Here is an 18,286-nt window from a genome sequence, read left to right as displayed (position 1 = left end):
AAAAGTGGACGCATTTATTTACCGGCCCAAGTTGTTTGGTCGAGTTAAATCGACCTGAAAAATCGCGTGGAACTCAGGTTTTTGAGTGTGTTTCATAACTTAAGCCACGCACGGTCAGTCCCCTCTCCCTCTGGGAGAGGGTGAGGGATGGATTCCGAACTGAACGACGAACCCACAAACAACAAAAAAACCCGCCATCCCTTTCCACAGGGATCGCGGGTTTTGTCGTTTCAGTCTTCAGATCACACCGTATCCACCTTCAACGAATGGTCATTGAGCATCCCGTTGATGATGGTCGCCGTGTCGTGTCCACCGGCAATCACCCCACCCGCCCCCGGCGTTACGCCGTAATGGCTGGCCAGATTCACACCCGCCAGGTCGATGGTCTGGTTCGGCGCGGCGCCAGCCATGGCGCTGACGTCGATACTGGTGACCAGTGAATCGCCGCTGCCGGTGACTTTGAAGTGCAGGTAGTCATCCAGCGACGCCGCAGTGCCGTTTTCCCCTTGCAGCAGTTGCGACAGGTCAAGTTTGTCGATGCCCGGCGTGAAGTCAGTGACCACGTCGTGGCCGCTGTTGCCTTTGAGCCACTGGAAGGTGTCGGCACCGTTGCCGCCGGTGAGGGTGTTGTTGCCCAGGCCGCCGATCAGGAAGTCATCGCCGCCCCCGCCGTTGAGCATGTCGTTACCCAGGCCGCCGTTGATGATGTTGCTGTTGTTGTCGCCCGTCAGGGAATCGTTGAAGTTGGAGCCGGTCAGGTTTTCGATCGCCGTCAGGGTGTCGGTCCCGGCGCCCACGGTGTTCTGCGGGGTGAGCAGGTTCAGATCGACGGTGATGCCGGCCGTAGCGTGGGCATAGCTCGTGGTGTCGACGCCGGTGCCGCCGTCGAGCAGGTCGTTGCCCGCACCGCTGTACAGCAAGTCATTGCCGGCGCCGCCGTGCATTTCGTTGTTGCCGGAACCGGCGGTGAGTACGTCGTTGCCGTCGCCGGCATTGATCACGTTGTTACCGGCGCCCGCCACCAGTACATCATCGCCCGCCGTGCCGGTTAGGGTGTGGCCGTCCTGATAGGTGATGGTCACGGCGGCGCTGTCGCTGCCGCCATGGCTGTCGCTGGCGGTGTAGGTGCCGTGGACATCTGGCGTGATGTCGGCTCCGGCGTAGTTGACGGTCATAGTCAGTTGGTAGTTTTCCGCTCCCCTCCCGCTGTTGCCCGGACCATCGTTGTCGATGTTGGTGATGTGGATCTGGTAGGTGCTGTCCGACGTTGCGGTGAGGGTTTGCCCGTCCGCGAGGGCGATCCATGCGCCGCCGTTGATTGAGTACTCCATGGCGACATGACCGGCCGCCAGGTTGTGGTCCAGGTTAAGGGTTTCACCCTGTTTGAGGTCGACGGTGATGCGGTCCTCATCGTGGGGGTTGTTGACCGCTCCCAGCGCCCCGCTGACTACCAACACCGCCGTCATGGCTGCCGTGTTGGCGACGAATGCACTGCGGGCGAGGGTCACCGCCTGCGCGTTACCGCCGGTGAAGCTGAAGTTTTGATGGGTGCCGGTGAAGTCCGCGCCTTTGGCAATCCAACCAGTGCTGACGGTGGTCGGCGAAGCGGTCAGCGGATCGCCATTCGGGTCGGTGTCATTGGCCAGCAGCAATTCGCCCGGCACCACGATGTTGCCCGATAGCACGTTGGTGATGACGTGGTCATCGACCGCCACCGGTGGCGCGTTCGCAATGACTGGGTCCGTCAACGTCGAACCGGCCAGGTCGCCGTCGTTGTCGCTGATGCAGCTATTGTTCACGTCGATGGTGATGGTGGTGGTCCTCTCGTCTCCATCGCCATCGCGCAAGGTGTAGGTGAACACGTCGGTCGCACCGGGACCGTTCACGGCGTCCGGGTTGCTGTGATAGACCGCGTTGCCCGCCGCATCCAGCGTCAGGTAACCGTAGGTGCCATTGATCTGGCTGTTGAGGCCGCCGATGGCCGAGGTCGAGGTGTCTGAACCGGCACGCACGCCGACCACCCCAACCCCATCGGCATCGCTGAAGTCGTTCACCAGCACGTTGCCACTTACGATGCCGCCCTCCGCTACCGAGGCTGCGTCGGGGTTGGCGGTCGGCAGGTCATCGACAATGTTCACTACGATGGTGCTGGTGGTGGAATGTCCCAGGGCGTCGGTGGCTTTGTAAGTGAAACTTTCGCTGAGGGTGTTCGCGCCATCGTCGGCGTGCGGCGTGGTGCTTGGCGCCGACGTCAGCGTGTAGGTGTAGGTGCCGTCGGGATTGAGCAGGATTTGGCCGTAGGTGCCAGTGGCGCTGCCGACCAGCGTGTAAGTGATCGCTCCGCTGGCGCCGCTGACCGAGCCGACCAGGGTGCCGCTGGCGGTTTCAACCGTGCGGTCTGGCTGGCTGCCGGTGACGGTGCCGGCCGCCAGATCTTGACCGTCCTTGTTCAGGTCGAGGGCTTTTTCGTAGACGGTCACGTCGTTGTCGCTGACCGCTGTGATGCAGCTGCTGTTCACGTCGATGGTGATGGTGGTGGTGCTCTCGTCGCCATCGGCATCGCGCAAGGTGTAGGTGAACACGTCGGTCGCCCCGGGACCGTTCACGCCGTCCGGGTTGCTGTGATAGACCGCGTTGCCCGCCGCATCCAGCGTCAGGTATCCGTAAGTGCCATTGATCTGGCTGTTCAGGCCACCGATGGCCGAAGTCGAGGTGTCTGAACCCGCACGCACGCCGAGCACCGCTCCTGCGGCGAGGCCATCGGCGCCGCCGACGTCGTTCCACAGCACGTTGCCGCTGACGATGCCGCCCTCTGCGACCGAAGTCTCGTCAGCATGAGCAGTCGGCAGGTCATCGACGATTTTGACCACGATGGTGCTGGTGGTGCTGTTGCCCAGAGCGTCGGTGGCTTTGTAGGTGAAGCTTTCGCTCAGGGTGTTGGCGCCGTCGTTCGCCTGCGGCGTGGTGCTTGGCGCCGACGTCAGCGTGTAGGTGTAGGTGCCGTCGGGATTGAGCAGGATTTGGCCGTAGGTGCCAGTGGCGCTGCCGACCAGGGTGTAAGTGATCGCGCCGCTGGCGCCGCTGACCGAGCCGACCAGGGTGCCGCTGGCGGTTTCAACCGTGCGGTCTGGCTGGCTGCCGGTGACGGTGCCGGCCGCCAGATCCTGACCGTCCTTGTTCAGGTCGAGGGCTTTTTCGTAGACGGTCACGTCGCTGTCGCTGACCGCCCTGATGCAGCTGTTGAGCACGTCGATGGTGATGGTGGTGGTGCTTTGGTCACCGTCGGCATCGCGCAGGGTGTAGGTAAACGTGTCGGTCGCGCCGGGGCCGCTCACGGCGTTCGGGTTGCTGTGGTAGACGGCGTTGCCGTTGGCGTCCAGCGTCAGGTAACCGTAGGTGCCATTGATCTGAGTGTTCAGGCCGCCAACGGCCGGGGCCGAGGTGTCTGAACCCGCACGCACGCCGAGCACCGCCCCTGCGGCGAGGCCATCGGCGCCGCCGACGTCATTCCACAGCACGTTGCCGCTGACGATGCCGCCTTCGGCGACCGAGGTCGAGTCGGCATTGGCGGTCGGCAGGTCATCGACGATGTTGACCACGATGGTGCTGGTGGTGCTGTTGCCCAGAGCGTCGGTGGCTTTGTAGGTGAAGCTTTCACTCAAGGTGTTGGCGCCGTCGTTCGCCTGCGGCGTGGTGCTTGGCGCCGACGTCAGCGTGTAGGTGTAGGAGCCATCGGGATTGAGCAGGATTTGCCCATAGGTACCGGTGGCGCTGCCGATCAAGGTGTAGGTGATTGCGCCGGTCGCGCCCGTGACGGAGCCGACCAGGGTGCCACTTGCGGTTTCGCCCGTGTTGCCCGGCAGGCTCCCGGTAACGATGCCGGGCGCCAGATCCTGGCCATCCTGATTCAGGTCGAGGGCTTTTTCGTAGACGGTCACGTCGCTGTCGCTGACCGCTCTGATGCAGCTGTTGCGCACGTCGATGGTGATAGTGGTAGTGCTTTGGTCACCGTCGGCATCGCGCAGGGTGTAGGTGAACGTGTCGGTCGCGCCGGGGCCGCTCACGGCGTTCGGGTTGCTGTGGTAGACGGCGTTGCCGTTGGCGTCCAGCGTCAGGTAACCGTAGGTGCCATTGATCTGAGTGTTCAGGCCGCCAACGGCCGGGGCCGAGGTGTCTGAGCCGGCACGCACGCCGAGCACCGCCCCTGCGGCGAGGCCATCGGCGCCGCCGACGTCATTCCACAGCACGTTGCCGCTGATAATGCCGCCCTCTGCGACCGAGGTCTCGTCAGCATGAGCAGTCGGCAGGTCATCGACGATTTTGACCACGATGGTGCTGGTGGTGCTGTTGCCCAGAGCGTCGGTGGCTTTGTAGGTGAAGCTTTCACTCAAGGTGTTGGCGCCATCGTTCGCCTGCGGCGTGGTGCTTGGCGCCGACGTCAGCGTGTAGGTGTAGGAGCCATCGGGATTGAGCAGGATCTGCCCGTAGGTGCCGGTGGCGCTGCCGACCAGGGTGTAGGTGATCGCGCCGACCGCGCCGCTGACCGAACCGACCAGGGTGCCACTGGCGGTTTCGCCGGTATTGCCCGGCTGGCTGCCAGTAACGGTGCCGGCGGCCAGATCCTGACCGTCCTTGTTCAGGTCGAGGGCTTTTTCATACACGGTCACGTCGTTGTCGCTGATCGCTCTGATGCCGCTGTTGTTCACGTCGATGGTGATGGTGGTGGTGCTTTCATCACCGTCGGCATCGCGCAAGGTGTAGGTGAACACGTCGGTCGCACCGGGACCGTTCACGGCGTTGGGGTTGCTGTGGTATTCAGCGTTGCCGTTGGCGTCCAGCGTCAGGTAACCGTAGGTGCCATTGATCTGGCTGTTCAGGCCACCGATGGCCGAAGTCGAGGTGTCTGAACCGGCACGCACGCCTACCACTCCGCCCCCGGCGGCGGGACCATCGGCACCGCGGACGTCGTTCCACAGCACGTTGCCACTGACGATGCCGCCTTCGGCGACCGAGGTCGAGTCGGCATGGGCGGTCGGCAGGTCATCGACGATGTTGACGTTGATTTGCCCGGTCGCCGAACTGCCGTCCGTATCGGTGGCGACGACGTCGAAATTCTCGGTGATGCTGTTGGCGCCGTCACCGGCCGGATGGGTTTCATTGTCGTTGAGGGTGTAGCTGTAACTCACAACCCCCGTGGCCGGCTTGTAGCCGGTGACGGTCAGGGTGTTGCCCAACGGGGTGGTGATCGATTGCGGGAAGCCTGCGGCAACGCCACCGCTGATCACGTTGATCCCTCCGATGCTCAGGCTGGTCAGCCCGTCAGGAGCAGACACGCTGAACGTGCCGGTCTTGGTCAGTGCCCCAGGGTTGGGGGCCGAACCGTCGGCTAGGTTGGCCTCATTGAGGGTCAATTCGCCCCCTGCCACCGACAGGCCGGTGAGGGTCACCGGATTGTTCGGCACATCAGGAACAACCGGTGTTACAGGAAGAACGCCTGTGCCTCCTGAACCTCCTGAATCTCCTGAATCTCCTGAATCTCCTGAATCTCCTGAACCACCCGAACCGCCTGAACCGCCTGAACCACCTGCACCGTTGTCGCCGTTGTCCGGGTCACCGGCCAGCCGTTCCAGGGGAACCACGGGAATGCCGTTGAAGCCTGCGGTAGGAAAACCAATAGTTGGATCGACCCGCCCGCCCACCTCTTCAAGCATGACAAACGTGTGGCCGCCACCCAGTGCACCAGGTGCGCCGGTCGCACCCGGTCCGGCCGCCGTAGCTTCAGCGGTCTGGGTCGGGTCGTCGCCGGCAGCGATCGCTTTTTGCAGTTGCTCGACATCGGTCAGTTGCGCCTGAGTCGGCGTCACCGCTTCAGCGGTGTCTACATGGGGTGCCTGATGCGCGAGTAACTGAGGCGTCATCTCCATACTGCTGCCACGCCCGAGGGTCAGTTCCTGGCCATTCTGCAGATTCACCGCCACCGCGCCTTCGGCCCCGGTGACCAGTTGATCGCTGGCGAATAACCGGTCCCCCTCGACCAGCGCGCGTCGGGTGCCATCGCTCGTAACCGCGAACACCTGACCAATGACCTTACTGACAATACCGATGAGCGTAGCCATGTGCACTTCCTCCGCTGCCAACCGCTGTCGGCATCCTGTTTTTGCGAAGAACGTGCTCATGGCTCCAACGGGTTGTCTGGCGGAATCGCCTGCTGGCAGCGGTTACCTGAAGTAAGCCGCTGCCCTGGCGCCGTTCTCGCCAAGCGTGCCGCTCGCGGGCGACGTGTCTGCTGCGGGATAAAAACCCTCTGCAATCAATGGCATCGGGATCCACTTGCGCAACAAGTCACCCTTTGAGCGATGCGTAACGGTTTTGATCCACTAAGGTGACAAAAAACCGTCACCTCAAAACCGTCCGCCTCCCTCCCCTCCAGCACTTCCCCGCCCTATGTCGATATGTGGTTTGGAACTTTCCTCAAGCCCTGATGAGCGCCCTAACGCTCGTAAATCAAGGGCTTTCGGAGTGAACAATGTGCTGGATTTTGCGGAGCGCATAAGTTTTTTTTGGCATAAGCATTATGAAAAATTCTTCTATGTTTTTCCCCAGAATGTTCTTAGCTCTGTTGTTACAAGCATGAAACGGTTTTCACTATAAATGCCGTCAAATATTTGGCGACTAATAAGCACCATTAGGAATCAGGGAGAGGCACCCATGCGCGTATTAACCCCCCTCTGCAGCGCAATTCTACTGGCCATGGCCTGCACTTCTCAGGCTCAAGCCATGTCATTGACGGAGGCAATCCAGAGCACCATCGCGACCCACCCGGAGCTGGCGTCGCGTGTAGACAGCCGCCTCTCGGCCGATGAGCAAGTGAAAGTCGCCAAGGGAGGATTTTATCCATCGGTTGATCTGAATGCCGCCTACGGGCGCGGGTACAGCGATAACACCAGCACCCGGGCATTCGGTAATCACCACACCGAAATCCTGACCTACACCCAATCGGAATTGCGTCTGCGGCAGATGCTCTTCGATGGTTTCAACACCTCCAACGAAGTCCAGCGCACCAAAGGCGTGGTCAATTCCCGGGCCTATTACGCTCAGGGCACCGCTCAGGATCTGGCCCTGCGCACCATCGAGGTCTACCTCGAAGTGCTCAAGCGCCGCGAACTGGTGACCTTGGCCACGAACAATCTGCAAGCTCACATGCGGGTCAACGATCAGATCGGTCTGCGCACCCAGCGTGGTATCGGCAGCACCGCCGACTCCGACCAGTCCGTCGCTCGCCGGGCACTGGCACAAAACAACCTCGATACCGCTGAAGTCGATCTGGCGGATGCCGAGTCGAACTTCTACGCCGTCGTGGGGCGCCTGCCCGATGAACTCGAAGCCCCGCCCTCGACCCGCGGCGAACTGCCCGCCACCCTGCAGGAAGCCCAGCAAAGCATGCTGGAAAACAACCCGTACCTGAAATCCGCCCAGGCCGATGTGCAATCGGCCGAGAGCCAGTACGAAGTTGCCAAGTCGCCGTTCTACCCTCGCTTCGACGCCGAAGCTGCCGTGGGTGCGAACAACAATGTGCAGGGCGATGAAGGCCACGACAACGAATGGCGAGTCGGCGTGGTGATGAACTACAACCTGTTCCGCGGTGGCAGTGACAAGGCTCGCCTGGCCTCCAATGCGCACCAGATCAACCAGGCGATGGACATCCGCAACAATGCCCTGCGCCAACTCAACGAGAACATTCACCTGGCCTGGAACGCCATGGTCAATGCCAAGAAACAAACCCCGACCGCCCTCGAATACGCGGATACCAGCCGACGCGTGCGCGTGGCGTATCAGGACCAGTTCGGCCTGGGCCAACGCACCCTGCTCGACCTGCTGGACAGTGAAAACGAGCTCTACAACGCCAACCGCCGCTACACCGAAGTGCGCTACACCGAGGAGTTCTCGATGTACCGCGTGCTGGCGAACATGGGGCAGTTGCTGAGCAAACAACGGGTGGTGTTGCCCGCCGATGCGATCGCCTCCACGGAAGTAAAAAACGAAGCCCGTTTGCCCGAACTGAAGTAACCCCTGTAGGAGCTGCCGCAGGCTGCGATCTTTTGATCTTGATCCTGAAAAAAACAAGATCAAAAGATCGCAGCCTGCGGCAGCTCCTACAGAGAGATGTGTAGATACCTATGCCAACGGGAGCGATCAATGTGACCAGCATGGAACCCGGCAACATCAGTGTCGATCCGCGCCTGAGCTTCGATGACCCGCTTCTGGACGGTCTGCTGATCCTCTGCAAACTCCATGGCGCGACGGTCAGCCGCGCCAGCCTGAGTGCCGGGCTCCCCCTGAACAAACAACGTTTGAGCCTGGACCTGCTGCCTCGCGCAGCGGCCCGGGCCAGTTTGCAGGCGCGATTGCTGCGCCGTGAACTGGCGGACATTTCCGCCCTCAACCTGCCAGTGATGCTGATCCTCAACAACGGCCGTACGGCCGTTCTACGACGCTTCGGCGATGACGGACAGTTGCTGATTTTGCCGAGCGAAGCCGACGGCGGTGAACAATGGGTCAGCACGGACGAGCTGGCCGAGAATTACAGCGGCCAAGCCTTGTTCGCGCGGCCGCGGCATGAACTCGAAGACTTGCGCTCGCCGCTGGTGCCGCGGGTTGAAGCGTGGTTTCGCGACACTTTGAAGTTGTCGAAATGGCTGTACAGCGATGCGATTCTGGCGAGCTTTCTGATCAACCTGCTGGGGCTGATGGTGCCGCTGTTCGTGATGCAGACCTACGACCGGGTGGTGCCGAACCAGGCCACGTCGACGTTGTGGGTGCTGTCCATCGGCTTGCTGATCGGCACCGGTTTCGAACTGGCGCTGCGGGTGGTTCGCGCGCACTTGCTGGACTCCGCCGGGAAGAAAACCGACGTGATCCTTTCGGCCACGTTGTTCGAACGCATTACCGGGATGGCGATGAAAGCACGGCCGGCGACCATTGGTGGTTTTGCCCAAAGCATTCACGACTTCCAGGGCCTGCGGGAATTCCTCACCGCCGTGACCCTCACCAGCCTGATCGACCTGCCCTTTGCCGTGCTGATGCTGGTGGTGATCGGCCTGCTCGGCGGCTGGCTGGTGGTGATTCCGTTACTGGCGTTTCCGATCACGATCATCTTCGCAATGGTGATCCAGGTGCGCCTGCGCGACACCGTACAGAAAAGCCTGACCCTGGGCGCCGAACGCCAGGCGCTGCTGATCGAAACCCTCGGCGGCCTGGAAACCCTCAAGGCCTGCAGCGCCGAAAGCGAACGCCAGCACAAATGGGAAAGCACCCACGGCGCCCTCACCCGCCTCGATAGTCATGCGCGCAACCTCTCGGCGCTGGCCACCAACGGCACGCTGTTCATCCAGCAATTCTCCGGCATGGCGACCATCGTCGCCGGCGTCTACAGCATCATTGCCGGCAACCTCAGCGTCGGTGCGCTGGTAGCGACCTACATGCTCGGCAGCCGGGTGCTCGCGCCGCTGGGGCAAATTGCCGGTTTGATCACCCGCTACCAGCAAGCGCAACTGACCATGAAAAGCACCGATGCGCTGATGTCCTTGCCGCAGGAACGCGACGCCAAACAACGGCCGCTGGAACGCACGCAACTGCAAGGCGCGCTGGACGTCAGCAGTGTGACGTTCCACTACAACGGCCAGAACGCTCCGGCCTTGGCCAACATCAGCTTCAGCGTGAAACCCGGCGAGCGGATCGGCATCATCGGCCGCAGCGGCTCGGGCAAAAGTACGTTGGCGCGGCTGGTGATGGGTTTCTACGCACCGGAAGAAGGCCAGCTGCTGCTCGATGGCCTGGACCTGCGGCAACTGGACGTCGCCGACCTGCGCCAGCAAATCGGTTATGTCGCCCATGACCTGCCGCTGTTGGCCGGCAGCCTGCGCGACAACCTGACCCTAGGCGCCCGCTACATCAGCGATTCACGCATGCTCGAAGTCGCCGAACTGACCGGTGTCACCGAGCTGGCGCGTCAGCATCCCCAAGGCTTCGACCGGCCAGTGGGTGAACGCGGACAACTGCTGTCCGGCGGGCAACGTCAGGCGGTGTTGCTGGCTCGCGCCTTGTTGCTGGATCCGCCGATCATGTTGCTCGACGAACCCACCAGTGCCATGGACAACAGTAGCGAAGACGTTCTGCGGCAAAAACTCCACCGCTGGGTCCAGGGCAAAACCCTGCTGCTGGTGACCCACCGCACCTCGATGCTCAGCCTGGTGGATCGGCTGGTGGTGCTGGACAACGGGCGGATCGTCGCCGACGGTCCGAAAGAAGTGGTCATCGATGCACTGCGCAAGGGCCGTGTCGGCTCTGCGGCTGTCTAGGAGCTAGCCATGGCCCGTTCATCATCCGACACCCCGCTCTCCAATTCGAAGCCGCGCGGCTACTTCGGCAGTTTCAGCAAAAGCGCCGAAAGCGAATTCATGCCGGAAACCGCGGGCGCCTCGTTGCAGGATTCCCCACGCTGGTCGCGGATCACTGTGTGGCTGGCGGCTGCGCTGATTATCACTGCGGTGGTCTGGGCCAAGTTTGCGGTGCTGCAGGAAGTGACCATGGGCGAAGGCAAGGCGATTCCGTCGAGCAAAGTCCAAGTGATCCAGAACCTGGAAGGCGGCATCGTCACTGAGATTTTCGTGCGCGAAGGGCAAATGGTGAACAAGGGCGACACCCTGCTGCGCCTCGATGACACTCGATTCCTGTCGAACAAGGGCGAAAGCGAGGCGGATCGTTATGCGCTGACCGCGCAGGTCGAACGACTGTCGGCCGAAGCGGAAGGCCGGCCGTTCAAGTTGTCCCCGGAAGTGATCGCCAAGGCGCCGCAAGTGGCCGAAGACGAGCGCTCGCTGCACGAACAACGGCAACGTCGACTGGCCAGCGAACAGCGCACCTTGAGTGAGCAGCTTCGGCAAAAAACCCAGGAACTGGCAGAGTTCCGCTCCAAACAGGGCCAATACAGTTCAAGCCTGGCGCTGCTGCAGCAAGAAATGAACATGTCCGCCCCGCTGGTGGGCACCGGGGCGGTTTCGCCGGTGGAAATCTTGCGACTCAAACGCAGTGCGGTGGAGATTCGCGGTTCATTGAACGCCACGACCCTGGCGATTCCTCGTGCGGAATCGGCGATCAACGAGATCAAAAGCAAGATTGATGAGTCCGAACAATCCTTCCGCTCCGACGCGGCGAAAGAGCTGAATGAAAAACGCACCGACCTGTCGAAAATTACGGCATCGAGCATTGCTATCGATGACCGCGTAACCCGCACCACGGTGGTGTCGCCGGTTCACGGGATTATCAAAGTACTTAAGGTCAACACCATCGGCGGCGTGGTCCAGCCGGGCAGCGACATGGTGGAAATCGTGCCCATTGAAGACAACTTGCTGATCGAAGCCAAGGTCCGCCCGCAGGACGTGGCGTTTCTGCATCCGGGGCAGAAAGCGATGGTCAAGTTCAGTGCTTACGACTACACGATTTATGGGGGGCTGAGTGCGAAGCTGGAGTTGATTGGCGCGGACACGATTACGGATGACAAGGGCAACAGCTTCTACCTGATTCAGGTGCGGACTGATAAGAATCACTTGGGCGGGGATGTGAAACCGTTGCTGATCATTCCGGGGATGGTGGCGACGGTGGACATCATTACCGGGGAGAAAAGCGTGCTGGATTACTTGCTCAAACCGGTGCTTAAAGCCCGGACCGAGGCGATGCGCGAACGTTAGTCTCTGGCCCGGATTTTCTGTGATTGGACTACCTATATCGCGAGCAAGCTCGCTCCCACAGTGGATCGCATTTCTTCTGGAAGAACTCGGTCAACTGTGGGAGCGAGCTTGCTTGCGATGAGGCCCGCACAGGCAATGATCATTTCGGCCCATGATTGCGCCGAAAGGTCTCCTCCCCCATCGCCGCAATCTGCCCCTCGATCAACGCTTCGAACGGTCGTAACAACGGTTCGAAAGTGGTCGGCGCTTCGAGGGTCTGCAACGCCTGAACAATCGCCTCCACCGTCGACAACGCACCCGGCCCCGGTGCCTTGCGCAATCGATATCTCGACACCCCGCCCTGCGCCAACGTCACCCTCGGCAGCGCCGCCAGCAGCGGGTTGAGGTGCAGCATCTTGCGCGCCTTGCGCCAGGTGCCGTCCGGGACGACCAGCAATAGCGGCTGATCATTTGCCGTGTAAGCCTGCAACGGCTGCGCATCATCGGCGGGAAACAGCAGCCGCGCCTGATAACCCGGCTGATTCAACAATACCGGCAAATCCTCGAACACCTCGCCAACCATCAGCTCGGCATTCCTCAACCCCAACGCCGCCAACCGTGCGGTGTTCAGCGCATGGTTCACTTCGCTGGGATGCTGCAACAACAGCACTCGGGTGCGGCTGTCGAGGCTCGGAATCAGCGGGCACAGGCAATGGGTTTGCGGACGCAGGCAGCGCGGACATTGGATTCTGGACATAGTTTTCAAGCCTGATTCAGTTGCGCTTTGAGCAAATCGCGAAAGGTCTGGATCAACGGCTCGCGGCTGCGGCCACGACGCACGATCATCGAAAACGGCGCCTGATAGCCGAAAGTCGCCGGCAGTAGCACTCGCAAATCGCCCTTATCCGCCCAAGCCTGCGCGTAGTGCTCCGGCAGATAACCGATGTAGGCGCCCGACAGCACTAGAATCAGTTGCGCCTCCATACTTTCCACCGTCGCTGCGCTGTGCTTGAAACCGTGGCGTGCCAGTTCCGCCTGGCTCCAGTAACCACGGCCGACCATACGCTGCTGGGTGATCACTTGTTCAGGGATGCGCCGCTCGGTGAACAGCGGATGACGACTGCTGCAATACAACCAGTGTTGTTCGCGGTACAGCGGCATGTAGACCAAACCGCTCATGCGCGTGGAGAACGCGCCGATGGCCAGGTCGAGACGGTTGTCCTGCACACCGAGTTGCAGTTCGTAAGGGCTCATGACCGACAAATGCAAATGCACGGCCGGGTGTTCCTGGCTGTAGGCGCCAATGGCTTCGGCGAACGGCAAGGCCTTGTCGCTGACGGTGGAGTCGATGACGCCGAGGTTCAAGGTGCCGCGCAGTTCGCCCTTGAGCGCCGCGGCGTATTGTTCGAAGCCTTCGAGTTCGCCGAGCAGACGCAGGGTTTCCTGGTGGAACAGTTCGCCTTTGCTGGTCAGGCTGAAACCACCCCGGCCGCGATGGCAGAGGACCAGGCCGAGGGCGGCTTCGAGCTGGCTCATGTAAGTGCTGATGGCCGAGGTCGAGAGGTTGAGCTCTTGCTGGGCGTTGGCAAACCCCTGATGGCGAACCACGCTGACGAAGATGCGCAAAAGTTTCAGGTCGGGTAACGCGTTGGCCATGGGGCTCTCCAATTGCAACGAAACGCGCATTACTTTTGAGAAACACAGACCACTGTGGGAGCGAGCTTGCTCGCGATGAGGGGCTGACAGTCAACCTCGATGTTGACTGGCCCACCGCTATCGCGAGCAAGCTCGCTCCCACAGGGGTTGCATGTGTTCTCACCTTGAATGACAGGCACCAAGGATCTGCGCGTGGCTTCAAGTCTATCGCCGCCCGAGCCATTAGTTTAGAAAAATCTGAACTAAGTATTTGCCCGTAACGATTCTTCCCGCCCACTACATTTCGCAGAATCGACCCACAGCGGTGCCTGCGTCTCCCCGACCTGCGCAACCGACATAAATAAAACAACGACGATGAGGCCCTACCCGTGGACAAGATTCTTCACCAACCACTGGGCGGCAATGAAATGCCGCGCTTCGGCGGCATCGCCACCATGATGCGACTCCCCCATTTGCCAACCGCTGCCGGTCTGGATGCTGCCTTCGTTGGCGTCCCTCTGGACATCGGTACTTCCCTGCGCCCCGGCACCCGTTTCGGGCCTCGCGAAATCCGCGCTGAATCGGTGATGATCCGCCCGTACAACATGGCTACCGGCGCTGCACCGTTCGACTCGCTGTCGGTTGCCGACATCGGTGACGTGGCGATCAACACGTTCAACCTGCTGGACGCCGTACGGATCATCGAAGAGTCCTACCACAAAATCCTCGAACACAATGTGATCCCCCTGACCCTCGGCGGCGACCACACCATCACCCTGCCAATCCTGCGTGCGATCCATAAGAAGCACGGCAAGGTCGGCCTGGTGCACATCGACGCTCACGCCGATGTGAACGATCACATGTTCGGCGAGAAAATCGCCCACGGCACCACCTTCCGTCGCGCTGTCGAAGAAGGCCTTCTGGATCCGGACCGCGTGGTGCAAATCGGCCTGCGCGCTCAGGGCTACACCGCTGACGACTTCAACTGGAGCCGCAACCAGGGTTTCCGTGTGGTTCAGGCCGAAGAGTGCTGGCACAAATCCCTGGCCCCGCTGATGGCCGAAGTTCGCGAGAAAGTCGGCGGCGGTCCGGTGTACCTGAGTTTCGACATCGACGGCATCGACCCAGCCTGGGCGCCAGGTACCGGCACCCCGGAAATCGGTGGTCTGACGACCATTCAGGCGATTGAAATCGTTCGCGGCTGCCAGGGCCTCGACCTGGTCGGCTGCGATCTGGTAGAAGTCTCGCCCGCTTACGACACCACCGGCAACACCTCGCTGCTGGCCGCCAACCTGCTGTACGAAATGCTCTGCGTACTGCCTGGCGTGGTCCACCGCTGAGGATCGGTCATGAACGAACGTGATCAGGTACTCAAGGCCGCTGCCGATCTGGTAACAGCCTTTGCCCGTAATGATCGCGAAGCCTACTTCGGTGCGTTCAGCGCCGACGCGAGCTTCGTGTTCTACACCCTCGAGCAGCCCCTGCTGTCGCGCGATGCCTATCAGGCGTTGTGGGACACCTGGCGAGCCGAGGATGGCTTCGAGGTGCTCTCGTGCACCTCAAGCAACGCCTTCGTCAGCCTGCAGGGTGACGTGGCGATTTTCATCCATGACGTGGCCACCGAGCTGCGCATGCAAGGGGAGCAACACTTCAGCCAGGAGCGCGAGACGATTGTGTTTCGCCGACAACAACAAGGCCTATGGCTGGCCTGCCACGAACATTTGTCCGCGATGCCGGAAGGGCTGCCAACCCCTTAGCCAAACAGGTGACGCTCACACACGATGAGCGCGCCTTTATGATCGGAGCAGATCATGAATAACAACAACAAAGAAAAAAGCCTTAGCAGCATTGAAACAAACGGGGTCGAACAGATCCCGGATCATGAGCGCGACGCCAAACCCAGCGACCTGTTTCGCTTGATCTTCGGCGGCGCCAATACCTTCGCCACAGCAGTGCTCGGCAGTTTTCCCGTGCTGTTCGGCCTGTCGTTCCAGGCCGGGGTCTGGGCGATTGTGCTGGGCGTGTTGCTCGGTGCGCTGATCCTTGCGCCGATGGGCCTGTTCGGCCCGCTCAACGGCACCAACAACGCCGTTTCCTCTGGTGCGCACTTCGGCGTGCACGGGCGGATCGTCGGCTCCTTCCTGTCGCTTCTGACCGCTATCGCATTCTTCTCGCTCTCCGTCTGGAGCTCGGGTGATGCATTGGTGGGTGGTGCCAAACGCCTGATCGGCCTTCCGGAAACCGACCTGACGCTGGGCCTGGCCTACGGGTTGTTCGCGATCCTGGTGCTGACGGTGTGCATCTACGGCTTTCGCTTCATGCTGTGGGTCAATCGCATCGCGGTGTGGGCCGCCAGCCTGCTGTTCCTGCTCGGCATCTTCGCCTTCGCCCCGACCTTCGACAGCCAGTTCGCCGGCACCGTAGCCATGGGTCAGGCCGGTTTCTGGGCAGCGTTCATCGGCGCCGCGCTGGTGGCCATGAGCAACCCGATTTCCTTCGGCGCGTTCCTCGGTGACTGGTCGCGCTACATCCCGCGCGAAACCCCGAAAGGCCGAATCATGCTGGCGGTGATCGCAGCACAAATCGCAACCTTGATTCCCTTCCTCTTCGGCCTCGCCACCGCCACCATCGTAGCGATCAAGGCACCGGACTACATCGCCGCCAACAACTACGTCGGCGGCCTGCTGGCCGTCTCGCCGAGCTGGTTCTTCCTGCCGGTGTGCCTGATTGCGGTGATCGGCGGCATGTCCACCGGCACCACCTCGCTCTATGGCACCGGGCTGGACATGTCCAGCGTGTTCCCACGGGTACTGTCGCGGGTCAAGGCCACGTTGTTGATCGGCGTAATGTCGATTGCCTTCATCTTCATCGGACGCTTTGCGGCGAACCTGGTGCAGAGCGTGTCGACCTTCGCCGTGCTGATCATCACCTGCACCACCCCGTGGATGGTGATCATGATCATCGGTCTGCTGGTGCGTCGCGGCTTCTACTGCCCGGATGACTTGCAAGTGTTCACCCGCGGCGAGAAAGGTGGTCGCTACTGGTTCACGCACGGCTGGAACTGGCGTGGTCTGGGTGCCTGGATCCCGAGCGCTGCGGTGGGCTTGTGCTTTGTGAACCTGCCTGGGCAGTTCGTGGGTCCGCTCGGTGAACTGGCCGGCGGCATCGACATCAGCTTGCCGGTCACCCTTGGCCTGGCGTCGCTGGTGTACCTGGCGCTGTTGAGCCTGTTCCCGGAATCGGCCGCGGTGTTCGGTCCAAACGATCCACGCAGCAAGGGCACGGATTCGCTCGCTAAACCGGCAGTGCGACAAGTCGCCTGATTGAACGCATTACCTGTGGTCAACGCATTTCCTGTGGGAGCGGGCTTGCCCGCGATGAACGATGACGCGGTCTGCCTGACAGACCGCGGCGCCCCCATCGCGGGCAAGCCACGCTCCCATAGAGATTAATGCTCCCCCCAGGGATTGATTTTCGCCTCACCATAAAAAAGACAATCGGAGACACGCCAACATGGCATTGGATTTATTCGTCGTACTCATCTACGCCGCCGCGATGCTGATACTCGGCTACTACGGCATGCGCAAGGCCAAGACCAACGAAGACTTTTTGGTCGCCGGTCGTAACCTCGGCCCGAGCCTGTATATGGGCACCATGGCCGCCACCGTTCTGGGCGGCGCGTCCACCGTCGGCACCGTGCGCCTGGGCTACGTCCATGGCATCTCAGGTTTCTGGCTGTGCGCCGCACTGGGTTGCGGGATCGTGGCGCTGAACCTGTTCCTCGCCAAACCGCTGCTGAAGCTGAAAATCTACACCGTCACCCAGGTCCTGGAAAAACGCTACAACCCGATGGCCCGCTCCGCGAGCGCGGTGATCATGCTGGCGTATGCGCTGATGATCGGCGTGGTCTCGATCCTGGCCATTGGCACCGTGCTGCAAGTGCTGTTCGACCTGCCGTTCTGGCTGTCGGTATTGGTCGGCGGTGGTGTGGTGGTGATTTATTCGGCGATCGGCGGCATGTGGTCCCTGACCCTGACCGACATCGTCCAGTTCGTCATCAAGACCGTGGGCCTGATGTTCATCCTGTTGCCGATCTGCCTGTACCGCGTCGGTGGTTGGGATGAGTTGGTGTTGAAACTGCCGGCAACCGCCTTCAGCTTCACCACGATTGGCTGGGACACCATCATCACCTACTTCATGATCTACTTCTTCGGGATCCTGATCGGCCAAGACATCTGGCAGCGTGTGTTCACCGTCAAGAGCGCCAAAGTGGCTCAGGTCGCCGGTACATTCGCAGGCTTCTACTGCATCCTTTACGGACTGGCCTGCGCCCTGATCGGCATGGCCGCTCATGTGCTGATCCCGGACCTGGACAACGTCAACAACGCCTTCGCCGCCATCGTCAAACTGTCCCTGCCGGACGGTATCCGTGGCCTGGTGATTGCGGCTGCCCTGGCGGCCATGATGTCCACCGCCAGCGCCGGCCTGCTCGCCGCCGCCACCACCCTGACCGAAGACCTGCTGCCGAAACTGCGTGGCGGTAAACAGTCGAGCCTGCGCATCAACCGCCTGTTCACCCTGCTGACCGGCATCGTGGTACTCGGCATCGCGCTGGTGGTCAACGACGTGATCAGCGCGCTGACCCTGGCGTACAACCTGTTGGTGGGTGGCATGCTGATCCCGCTGATCGGTGCGATCTTCTGGAAACGCGCAACCACCGCCGGCGCTATCGCCAGCATGGGCCTGGGCTTTGCTACCGCGCTGGTGTTCATGATCAAGGATGGTATGGACGCCAACACCCCGATCTACTACAGCCTCGGCGTAGGTCTGGTGAGTTTCGTGGTGGTCAGCTTGCTGTCCCGTCGCCCTGCAGTGGTGGCCAGCGCCGCCTAAGCTGAACATAACGACTTGATGCTTTCTTCGAC

10 protein-coding genes are annotated in these 18,286 nt (G+C 61.3%); 7 read left to right on the top strand and 3 right to left on the bottom strand.

Translation table 11 applies throughout. From position 1 onward, the window contains the following. Nucleotides 1-242: 242 nt before the first annotated feature. Entirely contained in the window at nt 243-6,116 is a 5,874-nt protein-coding gene (locus ACIQU2_RS09960; protein WP_403140265.1) for a retention module-containing protein, read from the bottom strand. A gap of 592 nt (nt 6,117-6,708) precedes the next feature. Here ACIQU2_RS09960 and ACIQU2_RS09955 point away from each other — a divergent pair. The 3 genes from ACIQU2_RS09955 (at nt 6,709) to ACIQU2_RS09945 (ending at nt 11,747) form a co-directional block, all read left to right on the top strand. Continuing rightward, entirely contained in the window at nt 6,709-8,067 is a 1,359-nt protein-coding gene (locus ACIQU2_RS09955) for a TolC family outer membrane protein (protein WP_347805175.1), read from the top strand. Nucleotides 8,068-8,198: 131 nt separating this feature from the next. Then, nucleotides 8,199-10,358 (top strand): type I secretion system permease/ATPase, encoded by a 2,160-nt coding sequence (locus ACIQU2_RS09950; RefSeq protein ID WP_403140262.1) that lies wholly within the window; start codon nt 8,199-8,201, stop codon nt 10,356-10,358. Nucleotides 10,359-10,367: 9 nt separating this feature from the next. Next, nucleotides 10,368-11,747, top strand: coding sequence for an HlyD family type I secretion periplasmic adaptor subunit (locus tag ACIQU2_RS09945; protein WP_403140260.1), 1,380 nt, complete (start codon nt 10,368-10,370; stop codon nt 11,745-11,747). Nucleotides 11,748-11,886: 139 nt separating this feature from the next. On the opposite strand, the gene ACIQU2_RS09940 is transcribed toward ACIQU2_RS09945, so the two are convergent. Then, nucleotides 11,887-12,483, bottom strand: a complete 597-nt coding sequence (locus ACIQU2_RS09940; RefSeq protein ID WP_403140258.1) for a tRNA-uridine aminocarboxypropyltransferase — start codon at nt 12,481-12,483, stop codon at nt 11,887-11,889. Between the two features lie 5 nt (nt 12,484-12,488). Further along, nucleotides 12,489-13,382: a LysR family transcriptional regulator gene (locus ACIQU2_RS09935; RefSeq protein WP_007945995.1), complete on the bottom strand. Its 894-nt coding sequence runs from the start codon at nt 13,380-13,382 to the stop codon at nt 12,489-12,491. A 368-nt stretch (nt 13,383-13,750) separates the two neighbouring features. Here ACIQU2_RS09935 and speB point away from each other — a divergent pair, with 368 nt between their 5' ends. From speB to ACIQU2_RS09915, 4 genes are all read left to right on the top strand, one after another. Continuing rightward, entirely contained in the window at nt 13,751-14,701 is a 951-nt protein-coding gene (speB, locus tag ACIQU2_RS09930) for an agmatinase (RefSeq protein ID WP_283190208.1), read from the top strand. Nucleotides 14,702-14,710: 9 nt separating this feature from the next. Continuing rightward, complete coding sequence (locus ACIQU2_RS09925) at nt 14,711-15,118, top strand: nuclear transport factor 2 family protein (protein ID WP_347805179.1); 408 nt, start codon at nt 14,711-14,713, stop codon at nt 15,116-15,118. A 54-nt stretch (nt 15,119-15,172) separates the two neighbouring features. Next, nucleotides 15,173-16,684, top strand: coding sequence for a cytosine permease (locus ACIQU2_RS09920; RefSeq protein WP_134422129.1), 1,512 nt, complete (start codon nt 15,173-15,175; stop codon nt 16,682-16,684). A 190-nt stretch (nt 16,685-16,874) separates the two neighbouring features. Continuing rightward, a complete protein-coding gene (locus tag ACIQU2_RS09915) occupies nt 16,875-18,254 on the top strand; it encodes a sodium:solute symporter (RefSeq protein WP_134422130.1) in 1,380 nt (459 codons plus the stop codon). The last annotated feature ends 32 nt before the right edge of the window (nt 18,255-18,286 follow it).

The organism is Pseudomonas sp. NPDC098740, assembly GCF_044760065.1.
Taxonomy (GTDB): Bacteria; Pseudomonadota; Gammaproteobacteria; order Pseudomonadales; family Pseudomonadaceae; genus Aquipseudomonas; species Aquipseudomonas rossensis.
The sequence above is the reverse complement of the archived record's forward strand: the minus strand, read 5'-3'. Positions and strand labels throughout refer to the sequence as shown.